This is a genomic window from Streptomyces sp. NPDC051322 (assembly GCF_040689485.1).
Taxonomy (GTDB): Bacteria; Actinomycetota; Actinomycetes; order Streptomycetales; family Streptomycetaceae; genus Streptomyces.
Map to the genome: position 1 here is coordinate 76,064 of NZ_JBFBAK010000010.1, position 16,059 is coordinate 92,122.

Genomic DNA, 16,059 nt, shown 5'->3' on the forward strand with positions numbered 1-16,059 from the left:
CGCAGGTCAGGGTCGATTGTCAGTGGCGGCGCCTAGCTTGAGGAACATGCTGCGAAACAGCGGGGAACAACACCCGGCCCCCCGGGGACAGGGGGTGCGCTGGACCGTGGATCAGGTGCTGGCACTGGCTCCTGACGCGGCCTCACGTAAGGCGGGAAGCAGGCTCGGGTCATCAGGGCCGTGGTCGGAAACGGGGTGCGGAGGCGGCTCGGGAGCCGTTTGGGGACTGTGCGGGGGTAGCGGCAGCAAGCCGTACCGGACCGTCGTGGACACGGCGGGCGTGGCGTACCGGTGCAGTTGTCCCAGCCGGAAGTTCCCCTGCAAGCACGCACTGGGACTTTTGTTGCTCTGGGCGGCAGAAGTGCACGAGGTGCGGGAGACGGAGACACCGCCGGAGTGGGCCGGCGAGTGGCTCCGCACACGGCAGCAGCAGGGAGCACGGCAGCCGCAGCGGACGCCGGAGCCGGGCGGTGGGTCCGGCCCCGTGGCGGCCAGGACGGTTGATCCGGAGGCGGCCAGGCGCAGGGCGGAGCGCAGGGCCGAGCGGGTCACCGCGGGGGCGACCGAGCTGGAGCAGCGGCTGGCGGATCTGCTGCGGGGCGGTCTCTCGACGGCCGAGCAGGCGGGGTACGGCCTGTGGGAGGAGACCGCGGCCCGGATGATCGACGCGCAGGCTCCCGGACTGGCCGGCCGAGTGCGGGAGTTGGGGGCGATACCGGCCTCGGGGTCCGGCTGGCCGGTGCGGCTGCTCGAGGAATGCGCCCTGCTGCATCTGCTCGACCGGGCCTGGCTGGAACGCGAACTGCTGCCCGAGCCGCTGGCAGCGACGGTCCGGGCACGCGTCGGCCTTCCCACCGCGCCCGCCGGCCCGGCCATCCGCGACCACTGGCTGGTGCTGTCGCAGTACGACACCTTCGACGGCAAGCTCACCACGCGACGCATCTGGCTGTACGGCCGCCGGACCGGCCGGACGGCCCAACTGCTGGACTTCGGGGCAGCGGGGCGGGCACCGGGAATCGCCCTGCCGACGGGGCTGACGCTGGACGCCGAGCTCACCGCGTACCCGGGCGCGGGTCAACTGCGGGCCGCGCTCGGCGAGCGGTTCGACATCCCCGCGCAGTCGGGACGCCCGCCGTCGGGGACGACGGTCGGCGGCGCACTCGCCGCCTACGGTCGGGCGCTGAGCGACGATCCCTGGCTCACCGACCGACCGGTGACCCTTGGCTCCGTCATACCGATTCCCGACGCAGGCGACGGCGTCGGCTGGCAACTGCTCGACGCCGAAGGACAGTCCGCCCTGCCGGTAGCGCCGGATGCACCGTCGCGGTCCGGGCTGTGGAGGCTCACCGCGCTCTCCGGCGGAGAGCCGGTCACCGTCTTCGGGGAGTGCGGCCACCGCGGCTTCACCCCGCTCACGGCCTGGCGGCCCGGCAGTTCCGAAGCCGTACCACTGCACCGTTGAGCGGAACCATCCGCCTACCCGCACCATCCGCCGACCCGCACCATCCGCCGATCCGCACCATCCATGGAGGGAACCGATGACCAGCACCGCCACCTGGGAAGAGCTCGTCACCGCGGCTCTGCTCGGCACCGATCGCCGCCCATCGCCGGCCGGCGCCCCGGCGCTGCTGGACCTCGCCGCCGTGCACACCGTGCGGCGAAGGGCCGGTCTGCGCCCCGCGCCCGCCGCGGCTCGGCCGGTCCCGGCGCCGCCCGATCCACGGCCGGAGCCGCCGGCGCCCGCCCGGCACAGACTCGCCCAGCTGCTCGCCGACCGGGCCGGAACCTCGAACTCCGGCGGCCGACGCGGCGCTGCCCCCGATCTGACCGAGCTGCTGCCCGCCTGGCTGACCGCGGCAGCCCACTTCGGCTACCGGGCACCGGCCTCGCTCATCGACGCGCTGCTGGACGCGGCGCGGGCCCGGACGGATCTGCGGCCTCAGGCCCTGGCCTTCGTCGGACCGCGTGGACTGTGGCTGGCCCGGCTCAACCCGGAGTGGAAGTACGCGCTGCGCGGTACGTCCGGCGCAGCCGTGCTGCCGTCACCGGACGACGCAGGAGCCGTCCGGCGTCTGTGGGAGGAGGGCCTGTTCGCCGAGCGAGTCGCGCTGCTCGCCGCGGTACGGGCCGACGCCCCCGCGGCCGGGCTCGAACTGCTCGGCACCACCTGGACGACGGAGCGGGCCGAGGACCGGCTGATGTTCCTGGACTCCCTGCGCACCGGGCTCACCGCAGCGGACGAACCCTTCCTGGAACAGGCCCTGTCCGACCGCAGCCGGAACGTCCGCAGCACGGCGGCCGAGCTGCTTTCCGCGCTCCCCCGGTCCGCCCTGGCCGGGCGGATGGCGAGCCGTGCGGTGACCTGCGTCAGCCTCGACCGGACCGACGACCATGCCCGCATAGCGGTCGAGGCGCCGCACGAATGCGACGCGGCGATGCAGCGCGACGGTGTGGTCCCGGTACCTCCGGCAGGCCGCGGCGAGCGGTCCTGGTGGCTCGGCCAGCTGGTGGAGGCGGCGCCCCTCACCGTTTGGCCCGGGGTGCTCGGTGGCCGTACACCGCAGCAGATCGTCGGTCTGATGGTGACCGACGGATGGGACGAGGAACTGCACGCCGCATGGTGCCGGGCCGCGGTGCGGCAGGGCGACGCCGAGTGGTCCCGTGCGCTGCTGGCCGGGCCCGGTACGGCGTCGCCGGCCGAACGCGCCAAGTTGCTGGCCACGCTGCCGGACGGCGAGCGAGCCGACCGGGTCGCCGGGTTCATCGCGGGACACGGCCTGTCCGAGGCGTTCCAGCTGCTGTCCGTCTGCGCGGTCCCCTGGGCCGAGCCGCTGGGCCGGGCGGTGGTCGAGGCCCTGGAGATCGCCCGGGACGCGGGCAGCTACCCGTGGAGCTTCAGCGGTGTCATGGGTCTGGCCGAGCGCTGCCTGGACCCGGCGGAGGCGCGTCGGCTGGAGGCCCTCACCGCGATACCCGCCGAGCTGGAGGGGGCGTCGCCAGGGGCCGGGGGCTACTGGTCGGAGGCCTTTCAGCGGCTGGTGGCCACGTTGCGGCTGCGGGCCGCGATGTGGGCGGAGCTGGCGAGGACGTGACCCGCTGCGCGGGGTTCAGCCGCCGCGTGGGGAGCTCCCACACGGCGGATCCTCCCATGGAGGGCCCCTGAGGTCCCGCAGCCCGGTTTCCTACGCCTCGGCCGGCTGGCGGACATTCGCGTGGACCCAGTCCACGATGGAGGCCGTCGTCGCGCCGGGCGTGAAGATCTCCGCCACGCCCTGCTCCTTCAGCGGTGCGATGTCCGCCTCCGGGATGATGCCGCCGCCGAAGACCTTGATGTCCGCCGCCTCGCGTTCCCGGAGCAGCTCGAGGACCTTCGCGAACAGCGTGTTGTGGGCGCCGGAGAGGATGGAGAGCCCGATGGCGTCGGCATCCTCCTGGATCGCGGTGTCCACGATCTGCTCGGGTGTCTGGTGGAGGCCGGTGTAGATGACCTCCATACCCGCATCCCGCAGCGCACGGGCGATTACCTTCGCGCCGCGATCGTGCCCGTCGAGTCCCGGCTTGGCGACCACTACGCGGATCGGACCGACGACACCCATCACTGCCTCCATGCACGATGTGAACGAACGTTATCCACAGCATCCCGCAACCAGCGGTTTCGCGGTGGCCGGAGAGGGGGAAATCACACATGGGACGTATTCGTTACGCGCCGTACCCCCCTTTCGGCAGACAAATGGGCCGCATTCGGGGCCGGTGCAAGCGGGAGTCGCAGTCGAGAGGCGGTCTACGGCCCACCGGCCGGTCTCTCCCCGGCGACCCCATGAGTGCATACGGATTCCACCGCGTCACCCTCCGTATGCCGTTCAGGAGGTCGGCCAATGAAGGTCCTGCCCTTCGTCCTCTGCCCGCGGTCCTTGCTCAGCCCGCAGCTCCTGCCCGGCCCGCGAACCCTGCTCAGCCCGCGGGGCCTGATTCGGCACCTGCGCCTCTCTTCGGTGCTGCTGCGAGCCACCGCGCTCGACCTGGCGATTCTCGCCGGCCATCTGTTGCTCTACCCGTCCGGCATCTCGGCCGAGCGCAGGACCCTCCCGCCCGTGAGCGAGACCCCCGACTCCACGCCGGCTGCTGCCCAGGGGGCCGAGGCGGCTGCGGTGAGTGATCAGCCGCCCGTCATCCTGCTGCACGGCTTCATCGACAACCGCTCCGTTTTCCTGCTGCTGCGCCGCTCACTGTCCCGGCACGGCCGCCCCCATGCGGAGTCACTCAATTACTCGCTGCTGACCTGCGACGTCCGGGCCGCCGCCGAGTTGCTGGGACGCCACATCGAGGAGATCTGCGCCCGCACCGGACACCACCAGGTGGACATCGTCGGCCACAGTCTGGGCGGACTGATCGCCCGCTACTACGTGCAGCGCCTGGGCGGCGACGTCCGAGTGCGGACCCTGGTCACCCTGGGCACCCCGCATGCGGGCACCCAAATGGCCCAGTTGCTGAGTGCCCATCCCCTGATGCGCCAGATGCTCCCGCACTCCGACCTGATCGAGGAGCTGCGCAGTCCGGCGGTGGGCTGCCGCACCCGGTTCGTGAGCTTCTGGAGCGATCTCGACCATCTGATGGCACCGGTCGAAGCGGCCTGCATCGACCACCCGGATCTGATCGCGACCAACGTCCGGGTCACCGGCATCGGCCACCTCGCCCTGCCGGTTCATCCCGCCGTCGCGGCCGGTATCCGGCAGGCCCTGGACGCTCAGGAGACCACCGGCCTCGAGGGCGCGGCGTCGGTGGCCTGAGGGAGGGCCTCGTACCGTTGGCTCGCCCCGGTGACTCGTCCGTGGCTCGAAAGGAGCCCCGGAAGCGGGTCGGCAGCTCGAACGCTCTCCGAACGCCGTACCAAAGGTGCGCCCATAGTCCCCCGAAAGACGGCCGAATGACCCTTTCGCGAGCCACCGATGGCCGCCGAAGATTGTCGCCGCCGCGTACTGCCGGGTACAGTCGCGCCACTGCTCTGGACCGGGGGGTGCCCCAGGGCAGGCCCTGCTGCCGAGGCGAGAGAGACGTTGGTGAACGACCAGCAAACCCACGCCGGGTATGGGGAAAGCGACTCCCTCCCCACCCACGGTTACCCCACCGGCGGCTACCCCGGCAGCAGTTACTCCACCGGCACGTATGCGGCCGACCCGCTCTTCGGCGACCTACCCGGCCATTACGAGGCAGGGCACCCGGCACATCCCAGCGGGCAGTACGACACCACTCAGTGGGACACCGGGGCGCAACAGACGGCCGGTTACGACGCGGCCCATGCGGCTGCCCAGCAGGTCCAGCAAGGCGGCGGGGACACCTACAACACCACCGGCCAGTGGTCCTTCCCGACGCCGGCCCACGAGACGCCGGCCCACGGGACGGCGACCGCCGACTACGACACGACCGGCCAGTGGGACGCCAACGCCTGGAACGGCACGGGCCAGTTCGAGACGGCCGCCCAGGCCACCACGCAGTGGCCGGCTCAGGACTACGGCACGGGGATCACGTACGGCACCGACACGTACGGCACCGACGCGTACGGAAGCACCGGCAGCTACGACACGGGCGCCTACCTCGATGACCCGACCGCCTACGGCACAAGCCAGTTCAGCGCCATCGACGTCGCGGACATCGCCGACGTCCCGGACCTCGCGGAAACCGCCGACACCGCCAACCCCGCGGACGCCCCGGAGGCCCCGGAGAGCGCCGACGACAGCGCGGACCGCACGGAGCAGGCGGAGAGCTCGGGCCACGCCCCCTACGAGCTGAGCCGCGCGCCCGCCGCCCGCCGCGCCTCCGGCGGTCGCGGCCGCCGCCGCACCCCCGCGAAGCGCTCCGCGCTGCTCACCGTCGCCGTCCCCTCGGTGTGCGTGATGGGCGTGGCCGGGGTCGCCGCCGCGACCGTCGGCGGCTTCAGCGGGGACGACAGCGGCGCCACGACCCGCGCCGCGGCCGATCCCTCGTCCGTCAAGCCGGTCGCCGTCAACAGCAAGTTGGACACCCAGCTCGCCAACCTCAGCCATGAGGCCGACGATTTCGCCGGCCGCGCCAGCCGCACGCAGGAGCGCATCGATCTCAAACAGCGGCAGGCCGACGCCAAGAAGAAGGCCGCGGAGGAGGCCGCACGCAAGGAAGCCGCGCGGCCGAAGTTCCTGCTGCCGGTGAAACAGAAGGGCCTCAGCGCCTACTTCGGCCAGGCGGGGGTCAACTGGATGTCGGTGCACACCGGTATCGACTTCCCCGTCTCGTACGGGACCCCGGTCATGGCGGCGACCGACGGCACGGTCCGGACCAAGTGGAACAGCGCCTACGGCAACATGGCGATGGTGACAGCGCCCGACGGCACCGTGACCTGGTACTGCCACCTCAGCAGCACCAAGATCCGTTCCGGCACCGTCAAGGCCGGTGACGTCATCGCCTACTCGGGGAACTCCGGTAACTCCACCGGACCGCATATGCACTTCGAGGTGCATCCGCACGGCGGTGCAGCCGTCGACCCGCTGCCGTGGCTGCGCAGCCACGGCCTCGACCCGACGTAAGCGAAGCCCCGCTACAGCTTCTCGACCGGTGCGTACCGCAGCAGCAGTTTCTTCGGCCGCTCGTCGCCGAAGTCCACCGTCACCTGGGCGTCCGCACCCGACCCGGTCACCTGCATCACGGTGCCCAGGCCGAACTGGTCGTGCGTGACCCGGTCCCCCACCTGCAGCGTGATCACCGGCTTGTCGCCGGCCCGCCGCGTCGCGAAGCCCGTGGCGCCGCCCGAACCGGAGCGCGACCGCGAGGACGACAGCGACGAGGTCAGCGAGGAAGTGACCCCGGACGTCGGGCCCGCCGGCGCCGCCATCGCTCCGGTGCGCTTCCACTCCAGGTGGTGCGCGGGGATCTCCTCCAGGAACCGCGAGGCCGGGTTGTACGAGGGCTGGCCCCAGGCGCTGCGCAGCGTCGAGCGCGTCAGATACAGGCGCTCACGGGCGCGGGTGATCCCGACGTACGCCAGCCGCCGCTCCTCCTCGAGCTCCTTCACCTGCCCCAGCGCGCGCATGTGCGGGAAGACGCCGTCCTCCATACCGGTCAGGAACACCACCGGGAATTCCAGGCCCTTCGCGGTGTGCAGCGTCATCAGCGTTATGACGCCGGAGCCGTCCTCGTCCTCGTCGGGGATCTGGTCCGAGTCGGCGACCAGGGCGACCTTCTCCAGGAATTCCGCCAGCGTGCCCGCGCCCTCCTCCTCGCCGCGCTCCTGCTCGAACTCCAGTGCCACCGCGGCGAGTTCCTGCAGGTTCTCGATCCGGGTCTCGTCCTGCGGGTCGGTGGACGCCTGCAACTCGGCGAGGTAACCGGTCCGTTCGAGGACCGCCTCCAGCACCACCGCAGGTCCGGCCCCCGACTCGACGACGGTACGCAACTCCTCCATCAGCACGTTGAAGCGTTTGACGGCGTTCGACGAGCGGGCCGCCATGCCGTACGCCTCGTCGACCCGCCGCAGCGCCTGCGGGAAGCTGATCCGCTCGCGCTGCGAGAGCGCGTCGATCATCGCCTCGGCCCGGTCGCCGATGCCGCGCTTGGGCACGTTCAGAATCCGGCGCAGCGGAACGGTGTCTTCAGGGTTGGCCAGCACCCGTAGGTAGGCCAGCACGTCGCGGACCTCCTTGCGCTCGTAGAACCGGACACCGCCGACGACCTTGTACGGCAGCCCGACCCTGATGAAGATCTCCTCGAAGACACGGGATTGGGCGTTCGTACGGTAGAAGACGGCGACGTCGCCCGCCTTCGCGTCGCCCGCGTCGGTCAGCCGGTCGATCTCATCGGCGACGAACTGCGCCTCGTCGTGTTCGGTGTCCGCGACATAGCCGATGATCTTCGCGCCCTCGCCCGCCTCCGTCCAGAGGTTCTTGGCGCGGCGGTTCTCGTTGCGCTCGATCACGGCGTTGGCGGCGGAGAGGATCGTCTGGGAGGAGCGGTAGTTCTGCTCCAGCAGGATGGTCGTGGCGTCCGGATAGTCCTCCTCGAACTGGAGGATGTTACGGATGGTGGCGCCGCGGAACGCATAGATCGACTGGTCCGCGTCACCGACCACGCAGAGCTCTCCGGGAGCCTTGTCCTCCCCGGACGGGCCGACCAGTTCGCGGACGAGCGTGTACTGGGCGTGGTTGGTGTCCTGGTACTCGTCCACCAGGACGTGCCGGAAGCGCATCCGGTAGTGCTCGGCGACGTCCGGGAACGCCTGGAGCAGGTGCACGGTGGTCATGATGATGTCGTCGAAGTCCAGGGCGTTGGCCTCGCGCAGCCGCGCCTGGTACAGCGCGTACGCCTCGGCGAGGGTCTTCTCGAAACCTCCCCCGGACTCCGTCTGGGAGGTGCCCCCAGCGGCCTGCCCGGCGAAGGTCTCCTCGTCGATCAGCTCGTTCTTCAGGTTCGAGATCTTGGCGCTGAAGGACTTCGGCGGGTAACGCTTCGGGTCGAGGTCCAGGTCACGGCAGACCAGGGCCATCAGCCGCTTCGAGTCGGCCGCGTCGTAGATCGAGAACGACGAGGTGAAGCCGAGCTTCTTGGACTCGCGGCGCAGGATGCGGACGCACGCGCTGTGGAAGGTCATGACCCACATGGCCTGGGCGCGCGGACCGACGAGCTCGGCCACCCGCTCCTTCATCTCGCCCGCGGCCTTGTTGGTGAAGGTGATCGCCAGGATCTGCCCGGGGTGCACCCCGCGCGAGCCCAGCAGATGCCCGATCCGGTGGGTCAGCACCCTGGTCTTGCCGGAACCGGCTCCGGCCACGATGAGCAGCGGGGAACCCGCGTGCACGACGGCGGCGCGCTGCTCGGCGTTCAGCCCCTCGAGCAGCGCGGCGGGGTCCACGGCCGGGCGCGGGGCACCATTCCGGTAGTACGCGTCCCGCTGGGGCGGGGGCCCGTCGAACGCGCCGCCGAAAAGGTCGTGCGGGACCTCTTCCCGGTCCCCGGGCCCGCCGGCGGGGTCCTCGGCGGGCGGCGGGGGCTCTTCCTCCGAGGGCTGGAGGTTCGCCAGGAAACTGTCGTCAAAGAGGCTGCTCATCGTCTACCGAGTCTAGGCCGACCCACCGACAGCCCGGAGCCGTATCTCCGGAGCCGAACCTCCGGAGCCGAACCTCTCCGGGGCCGGGCCCAGGTCACGAAAATGTATCGGGCATATCGAACATCAGCCTTCCCAGCCGTCACAGGAGTTGGCTATCTTGCTCGCTCAGGACCGCCCGTACCCGTCGGCGAACCACGCCGAAGCGAGCGGCCCGCGCCGAGTCCGCTCTGCCGTGAACCGCGTCACGTACCGGATATGACGTATGTCGCACGGCCTGGGCGGTACCCCCGCCGCTAACCCGGTAGGCGGTTCACGGAAGGAATGCCCGACTTGGCATCGCACCGAAAACCGCGCAACCGCTCGCACAGTACGGTCCCCGCCCTCGGCATCACCACGGCCGCGCTCGCCTCGGTCTCGCTGCTCGCCCAGAGCGCCGGCGCCGCCCCGGCTCCCGCCGCCAAGCCGAAGCCGAGCATCGAAGAGGTGCAGAAGAAGGTCGACGACCTGTACCGGGAAGCCGGGTCGGCCACCGAGAGGTACAACAAGTCGAAAGAGGACACGACGACCCAGCGCAAGAAGGTCGGCGGTCTGCTCGATCAGGTGGCCGCGCGCACCGAAAAGCTGAACGAGTCCCGCCGGACGCTCGGCAACTACGCCGCCGCGCAGTACCGCGAAGGCACCCTCTCCTCCACCGCCACGCTGCTGCTGGCCGACGACCCGCAGTCGTACTTCGACCAGAACCACCTGATGGCCACGCTGACCGGCCGGGAGGGCAAGGCGGTCGCGGACTACCGGGTGCAGCAGAAGGCAGCGGCGGAGAAGCGCGGCGAGGCCGCGCGCGGTCTGGCGGCGCTGACCGGAAAGCAGGCCTCGCTCAGGTCGAGCAAGGAGACCGTGCAGTCGAAGCTCGCCGAGGCGCGTCGGCTGCTGTCCAGGATGACCGCCGAGGAGAAGGCGCGACTGGCGGCGCTGGAGAAGAAGAAGCAGGCCGAGGCCAGGCGCAGGGCGGCGAAGCTGGCGCAGGAGCAGGCCGCGGCGGAGCAGAAGCGCAAGGCCGCCGAGAAGGCGGCGGCGAAGAGCGGCAGCAGTACCGGACCAAGCACCGGTACCGGTGCCGGCAGCAGCACGTCCTCCGGCAAGGCCGCCCGGGCCCTCGCCTTCGCCCGCGCCCAGATCGGCAAGCCGTACGTCTGGGGCGCCACCGGGCCCAGTTCCTACGACTGCTCGGGGCTCACCCAGGCCGCGTGGAAGGCGGCCGGCGTCGATCTGCCGCGGACCACCTGGGACCAGGTGAAGGTCGGCACCCGGGTCGCCACGCAGGATCTGCGCCCCGGTGACCTGGTCTTCTTCTACGACGACATCAGCCATGTCGGGATGTACATCGGCAACGGCATGATGATCCACGCCCCGAAGCCGGGTGCGTCCGTGCGTGAGGAGTCGATCTACTACATGCCGATCCACGGCAGCGTGCGGCCGGGCTAGTGCTCGCTCAGGTCCAGAGCAGTGCGATGAAGATGTTGACGACGGTCAGACCGCCGACCGCCCCGAAGACGCGCTTGTCGATCCGGTCGTCGTCACGCTTCACGTAGACGAGTCCCAGGATCACCACCAGTACCGCAGCCTTGATCCCGTACTTGACGGTGTTGATGGTGTAGCCGTCGGCCTGGCTGAGGCCGATCAGCGCGACCCCGGTGACCAGCATCGTCAGTGCGCCGTACAGCATCGGCTGCCCGAAGCGGGCGGTGCCCGAGCGCATCGGGCCGAGCTGGGTCAGAAAGCCGCCGAGCAGTGCCCCGATGCCGATGATGTGCAGGCCGACAACGGCATGGATCAGTTCGTTCATGAAATTCGACCTTAGCCACCCCGCCACCGGCTTCGGTCAGAGGGGCACGCAATCAACGAGCGCACCGAAGATCCAATGATCCTTGACGGTCACGGTCGGCCAGATGCGACCAGTACCTTTCATGACGTCTCGTTCCCATAACCCCGGGTTTAACGTTCTTGATCAGGTGACCGGCTCCCCACCGTCGTCCGGAATCGGACGGCCGTCGGTCACCACCGCCGAGAGATCCGGCGGCGGCCCGTTCCCCCTGTGCGGACCGCCGCCGGGCACGTATCCGTCCGCCGGCTCACCGGCTCGCCCGGGGCGAACACGGGTGGATGCGGCAAGGACGTACGGAAGGACGTGAACGCCCTCGTGGCCGCTCACCGAAAGCCCAGGCAACGCCCGCTCACCGGCCCCGCGGCCCGGACCGCCGCCACCCTCGCACTCGCCGGAGCCGCGTCGGCAACCGCCTTCGAAGGCGTCGGTCATGCCGAACCCCAGCTCTCCCGGGCACAGGTCAAGGCCAAGGTCGACCAGCTGTACCAGCAGGCGGAGGTCGCCACCGACAAGTACAACGGGGCGAAGGCCGAGACGCAGGCCACCGAGAAGTCGCTGCGGACGCTGCACGACGAGGCCGCCCGGCGGACCCAGGAGCTCAACACCGCCCGCGACGCGCTCGGTGCGGCCGCCGAGGCCCAGTACCGCAATGGTGCCATCGACCCGTCGCTCCAGGTCCTCCTCTCCTCCGACCCCACGCAGTACCTGGAGCGGGCGGCCTACGTGGAGCGCGCGGACGACCTGCAGGCCGCAAAGGTGACCGGGGTGCGCAAGCAGCTCGGCGACCTCGCCCAGCTCCGCTCGGAGGCGGACCGCAAGATCAGCGAGCTCCGCACCCAGCAGGCGGATCTGAAGAAGCAGAAGACCACCGTGCAGAGCAAGATCCGCACGGCGCAGGCACTGCTCGCCCGGCTGACCGCCCCGGAACGCGCGCAGTACGCCGCTCAGGACACCGGAGCCGCCGTGCCGCGCGCCGACCGTTCCGCCCTGCGCGGCTCGTTGGTGGCTCCCAGCTCACGTGCCGCGCAGGCCCTTGCCTTCGCCTACGGCGCCCTCGGCAAGCCGTACGCATGGGGGGCGACCGGTCCTTCGTCCTTCGACTGCTCGGGGCTGACCCAGGCGGCGTACCGCTCGGCCGGCGTATCGCTGCCGCGCACCACGTACACCCAGATCAACTCGGGCCGGCGGGTGAGCCGCTCGGAGCTGGCGCCGGGGGACCTTGTCTTCTTCTTCTCGGGCATCAGCCATGTGGGCATCTACATCGGCAACGGCGAGATGATCCACGCCCCGCATCCCGGCGCGCCGGTCCGGATCGCCCCCATCGATCAGATGCCCTTCGCCGGAGCGACCCGCCCGGTGTAGGGCGCCGACCCCGCGAACTGTTCCGACAGCCACAGGAACACGTCCGGTACCTGCTTCCGCCAGACGGCCCGGCTGTGCCCGCCGGTCACCGGTACGACATGCACCCGCGTCGGCCTCCTGGCCGCCGCCCGCAGTGCGAGGCCGTCCCGGTAGCCGTCCCGCGGAGCGCCCGAGAGGTACAGCGCCGTACGGGGCGGGGTCTTGGCGTGCCGCAGAATCCACAGCGGGTTGTTGTCGCGGCGCAGGGCCGGGTTCTTCGCCGTGATGGACGCGCGTTCGGCGGCCGGATCGTTGTAGCCGGAGAGGCCGACGGCCGCCCGGTAACGGTTGGGGTGCGCGAGCGCGAGCTTGACCGCGCAGTGCGCCCCCGCGGAGTATCCCGCGACCGCCCACCCCCGCGGCCCCCGCTGGGCCCGGAACGTGTCGGTCACCATCCTCGGCACGTCCACGCTCAGCCAGGTTTCCGCGTCGACCACGCCCGCCACGTTGGCGCACCCGGTGTCCCGGCTGCCCAGCAGCGACGTCCTCGGCGACACCAGGATGAACGGCGCGACTTCCCCGCTCGCCATCATCGGCGCCAGCTGGGTCTGCACGTCCAGGCTGCCGAACCAGGCCTTCGCCGTCCCGGGGAAGCCCGCCAGCAACTCCACCACCGGAAACTTCTTGTCCCGGTACGCGGGCCGGTCGTACTGCGGCGGCAGCCATACGTACACCTCACCGCGTACCCCGGACACCCGTCCGGTCAGTGTCGTGCCGATCACCCCGCGCCCCATCCGCCGGTCGTGCGACGGCGCGAAGTCAGCCGGCTGCCGGGGCCCGGCGTCCGGTCGCAGGCCGCCCAGACCGTCGGGTCCGAGGTCGGGCGCGGCGACGACGTGGTGGCCCCTGCCCAGCAGGTCGGACCAGTTGTCGTACAGCCCGTTGCTGTTGTTCACCGCGACGAACACCGTCAGCACCGCGGTCGCCTGCGCCACCAGCACCATGCCCAGCCGCACCGCCCCCCGCACAGCCGCGGGACCGGCGACCCGCCCCCACAGCAGCAGCGGCAGCAGCACTGCGATGACCGTCGCGGCAATCGCGGTCAGGAAGAACGGGGTCCCCGTCAGGCTCATCACGCGTGAAGAGATGCCCAACCGACGACCGGGGTTACCTGTTTTGCCCCCTTTTTACATCGGCGCCCCCGGCGGGTGCGCCCGTCCGGTTCAGGACGTTGCGGGCCCCTGCAGGAGCTGGAGGTAGTTGCCGACCGGATCCAGCACGGTGCAGATGATCCAGCCGCCACCCATCTCCTCGACGGGTCGAGCCCACTTCACCCCGACGCTGTCGAGGTGCTGCTCAGCGGCGCGGATGTCCCGAACCGTGATGTTGACCATGTGCCGCCCCGGCTCCGCCGCCGTGTCCGCGACATCGTCGCGCCGGTCGAACCCGATGATCGACTGCTGTCCGATGACCAGCATGTGCCCTTCCCAACGGGCGCCCAATGGCTCCAGCACGGCGCGGTACCACTCGACGAGCCGGTCGGGCTCCGCACTGCCGAGAATCACACCGAGTCCGGTGAGGTTGTCCTGCGATGCCATGAAGGCACCTCCTTGTGCATAGGTGGTTGCAGAGGTGATGACGCCGCGCGGAGGCCAAACTCATCGCTCGGCGGCTCGTCGGCCGCCGGCAGCTACCGCACCGTGCTAAATTAGCTATCACTTTGATTCTTCCCCGCAAGCAGACATGCGACTCCGGTCCGGCCGGAGTCCGGAGACGGAGCTCTTCATGACCGGATCGCCCGACCAAGACCCTGCGAAGCACCCCGCGCACCCCGCCACGACCACTGCGGCGGGGCTCGATGCGGACACTCCGGAGATGCCCGCGCCGCAGGTCCGGGAAAGGACCGCGCACGGCATCGCGGGCGGGCTGGCACTGCTGCTGACCGTGCTCGGTGTCGCGGTGGGCCTCGGCCTGCTCATCGGCGGCGGGGTCTCCACCGGCGGCGGCAGCAAGGCCGCCCTGATCATCGTCGGCATCCTGGTGCTGGTCGTCTCGCTGTTCTGCATGACCGGCGTGAAGATGGTCGCGCCCGGCGAGGCCCGGGTCATCCAGCTGTTCGGGCGGTACGTCGGCACCATCCGGCAGGACGGCCTGCGCTGGGTCAACCCGCTGACCAGTTCACGGAAGATCTCCACCCGGGTACGGAACAACGAGACCTCCGTCCTGAAGGTCAACGACGCGTACGGCAACCCGATCGAGCTGGCGGCCGTCGTGGTGTGGAAGGTCGAGGACACCGCGCAGGCGCTGTTCGAGGTGGACGACTACCCGGAGTTCGTGGCCACCCAGACCGAGTCCGCCGTCCGGCACATCGCCATCGAGTATCCCTACGACGCCCACGACGACAACGCGCTGTCGCTGCGCGGCAACGCCGAGGAGATCACCGAGAAGCTCTCTCTCGAACTGACCGCCCGGGTGCAGGCCGCGGGCGTACGGATCATCGAGTCCCGTTTCAGCCACCTCGCCTACGCACCGGAGATCGCCTCCGCGATGCTCCAGCGCCAGCAGGCCGGCGCCGTCGTCGCCGCCCGTCAGCAGATCGTCGAAGGCGCGGTCGGTATGGTCGAGCAGGCGCTGATCCGGATCAGCGAGCAGGGCATCGTCGAACTGGACGAGGAGCGGAAGGCCGCGATGGTGAGCAACCTGATGGTCGTGCTGTGCGGCGACCGGGCGGTACAGCCGGTCCTGAACACCGGCTCGCTCTACCAGTGAACGAGGACGAATCCGGCGCACCGCCGCCACCGCGCGCGGCCCGGCAGCGCAAGCAGGTCCTGCTGCGGCTGGACCCCGCCGTGCACGACGCGCTGGCCCGCTGGGCCGGCGACGAACTGCGCAGCACGAACGCGCAGATCGAGTTCCTGCTCCGCAGGGCCCTGGCCGACGCGGGCCGCCTGCCGCGCGATACCGGCGCCCTCCCCCGTCGGGGCCGGCCGCCGGGGTCGGGGCGCGGTCCGGCGAAGGCATAGGCAACGCAGCGCCTCGAGGCCATCCGTTCGGGTGAGCCGTCGGCCCGGTCGGCTCCGTGGATCGCCACGTCCTGCGGTCCGCTCCGGAACACTCGAGCCAACAGCCGTACCGTTATGCCTGCTTGCCCCGATCGTCCGAGACCACCGGAGAGAGATGCCCTTCCTCACCCACAAGCCGTGCGCCGTCGCGGCCGTGGCCGCACTGTGCGTGCTCACCACCGTGACCGGTTGTTCGAGCGGCGGCTCGAAGACCTCTTCCGCTACGGCGTCGGCGTCCGGAAGCGGCAAGTCGGCGCACATCACGATCAAGGACTTCGCGTTCAAGCCCGCACATCTCACGGTCGCCGCCGGAACGAAGATCACCGTGACCAACAACGACTCGGCAGCGCACACCGTGACGGCCAAGGACAAGAAGTCCTTCGACACCGACACCATCGCGCCGGGGCAGACGGTCACCTTCAACGCGCCCGCCAAGGCGGGCACGTACCCCTACTACTGCTCGATCCACCCGTACATGAAGGGCACCCTCACGCTCCGCTGACCGCCTACACGAGAAAGGCCGCCCAGGCCGGGGCGGGCACGGCCAGTTGGGAACTCCCGGCCAGCTTCGAGTCCCGGACGTGGACGGTGGCGGGACAGGCGCCGACCTCTACGCAGAACACGCTCTTCAACCGTCTCAGCGCGAACTCGTACCAGCAGACGGCAACTGCGCGCTTTTCCGCCTCCGCGTACTCCTGCGAGTA

The 16,059-nt window shown here is 70.5% G+C and carries 15 protein-coding genes; 9 read left to right on the forward strand and 6 right to left on the reverse strand.

Features of this window, described 5'->3' with window-relative positions; translation table 11 throughout:
* The first annotated feature begins 46 nt into the window (after nt 1-46).
* Nucleotides 47-1,462 carry an SWIM zinc finger family protein gene (locus tag AB0436_RS23090; RefSeq protein ID WP_366469836.1) on the forward strand — a complete coding sequence of 472 codons (1,416 nt, stop codon included), beginning with the start codon at nt 47-49 and terminating at the stop codon, nt 1,460-1,462.
* Nucleotides 1,463-1,538: 76 nt separating this feature from the next.
* Entirely contained in the window at nt 1,539-3,092 is a 1,554-nt protein-coding gene (locus AB0436_RS23095) for a DUF5691 domain-containing protein (protein WP_366469837.1), read from the forward strand.
* Between the two features lie 90 nt (nt 3,093-3,182).
* Here the strand turns inward: AB0436_RS23095 and AB0436_RS23100 are convergent, their stop codons facing one another.
* Nucleotides 3,183-3,596, reverse strand: a complete 414-nt coding sequence (locus tag AB0436_RS23100) for a cobalamin B12-binding domain-containing protein (protein WP_366469838.1) — start codon at nt 3,594-3,596, stop codon at nt 3,183-3,185.
* Nucleotides 3,597-3,875: 279 nt separating this feature from the next.
* Here AB0436_RS23100 and AB0436_RS23105 point away from each other — a divergent pair, with 279 nt between their 5' ends.
* A complete protein-coding gene (locus AB0436_RS23105) occupies nt 3,876-4,787 on the forward strand; it encodes an alpha/beta fold hydrolase (RefSeq protein WP_366469839.1) in 912 nt (303 codons plus the stop codon).
* A 270-nt stretch (nt 4,788-5,057) separates the two neighbouring features.
* Nucleotides 5,058-6,557, forward strand: coding sequence for a M23 family metallopeptidase (locus AB0436_RS23110; RefSeq protein WP_366469840.1), 1,500 nt, complete (start codon nt 5,058-5,060; stop codon nt 6,555-6,557).
* Nucleotides 6,558-6,568: 11 nt separating this feature from the next.
* On the opposite strand, the gene pcrA is transcribed toward AB0436_RS23110, so the two are convergent.
* Nucleotides 6,569-9,070: a DNA helicase PcrA gene (gene pcrA, locus AB0436_RS23115; protein WP_366469841.1), complete on the reverse strand. Its 2,502-nt coding sequence runs from the start codon at nt 9,068-9,070 to the stop codon at nt 6,569-6,571.
* 330 nt (nt 9,071-9,400) lie between these two features.
* Here pcrA and AB0436_RS23120 point away from each other — a divergent pair, with 330 nt between their 5' ends.
* Complete coding sequence (locus tag AB0436_RS23120; protein WP_366469842.1) at nt 9,401-10,552, forward strand: NlpC/P60 family protein; 1,152 nt, start codon at nt 9,401-9,403, stop codon at nt 10,550-10,552.
* 7 nt (nt 10,553-10,559) lie between these two features.
* Here the strand turns inward: AB0436_RS23120 and AB0436_RS23125 are convergent, their stop codons facing one another.
* A complete protein-coding gene (locus tag AB0436_RS23125) occupies nt 10,560-10,913 on the reverse strand; it encodes a hypothetical protein (RefSeq protein WP_366469843.1) in 354 nt (117 codons plus the stop codon).
* Nucleotides 10,914-11,267: 354 nt separating this feature from the next.
* On the opposite strand from AB0436_RS23125, the gene AB0436_RS23130 reads away from it, so the two are divergent.
* The gene (locus AB0436_RS23130) at nt 11,268-12,314 is read left to right on the forward strand and encodes an NlpC/P60 family protein (protein WP_366470037.1); all 1,047 of its coding nucleotides are present in this window, start codon (nt 11,268-11,270) and stop codon (nt 12,312-12,314) included.
* Here the strand turns inward: AB0436_RS23130 and AB0436_RS23135 are convergent.
* Together AB0436_RS23135 and AB0436_RS23140 are read right to left on the reverse strand one after the other, a co-directional pair.
* Nucleotides 12,278-13,426, reverse strand: coding sequence for an alpha/beta hydrolase-fold protein (locus AB0436_RS23135; RefSeq protein ID WP_366469844.1), 1,149 nt, complete (start codon nt 13,424-13,426; stop codon nt 12,278-12,280). The two genes, AB0436_RS23130 and AB0436_RS23135, sit on opposite strands and share 37 nt — an antisense overlap.
* A 90-nt stretch (nt 13,427-13,516) precedes the next feature.
* Entirely contained in the window at nt 13,517-13,891 is a 375-nt protein-coding gene (locus AB0436_RS23140; protein WP_366469845.1) for a VOC family protein, read from the reverse strand.
* Nucleotides 13,892-14,168: 277 nt separating this feature from the next.
* On the opposite strand from AB0436_RS23140, the gene AB0436_RS23145 reads away from it, so the two are divergent.
* From AB0436_RS23145 to AB0436_RS23155, 3 genes are all read left to right on the forward strand, one after another.
* Nucleotides 14,169-15,062, forward strand: coding sequence for an SPFH domain-containing protein (locus tag AB0436_RS23145; protein WP_366470038.1), 894 nt, complete (start codon nt 14,169-14,171; stop codon nt 15,060-15,062).
* On the forward strand, nt 15,059-15,316 hold the full coding sequence (locus tag AB0436_RS23150) for a hypothetical protein (protein WP_366469846.1): 258 nt from the start codon (nt 15,059-15,061) through the stop codon (nt 15,314-15,316). The genes AB0436_RS23145 and AB0436_RS23150 overlap by 4 nt, the downstream gene beginning before the upstream one ends.
* A gap of 154 nt (nt 15,317-15,470) precedes the next feature.
* Complete coding sequence (locus AB0436_RS23155) at nt 15,471-15,857, forward strand: cupredoxin domain-containing protein (RefSeq protein WP_366469847.1); 387 nt, start codon at nt 15,471-15,473, stop codon at nt 15,855-15,857.
* 4 nt (nt 15,858-15,861) lie between these two features.
* Here the strand turns inward: AB0436_RS23155 and AB0436_RS23160 are convergent, their stop codons facing one another.
* Complete coding sequence (locus tag AB0436_RS23160) at nt 15,862-15,978, reverse strand: DUF397 domain-containing protein (protein WP_366469848.1); 117 nt, start codon at nt 15,976-15,978, stop codon at nt 15,862-15,864.
* Nucleotides 15,979-16,059 lie beyond the last annotated feature (81 nt).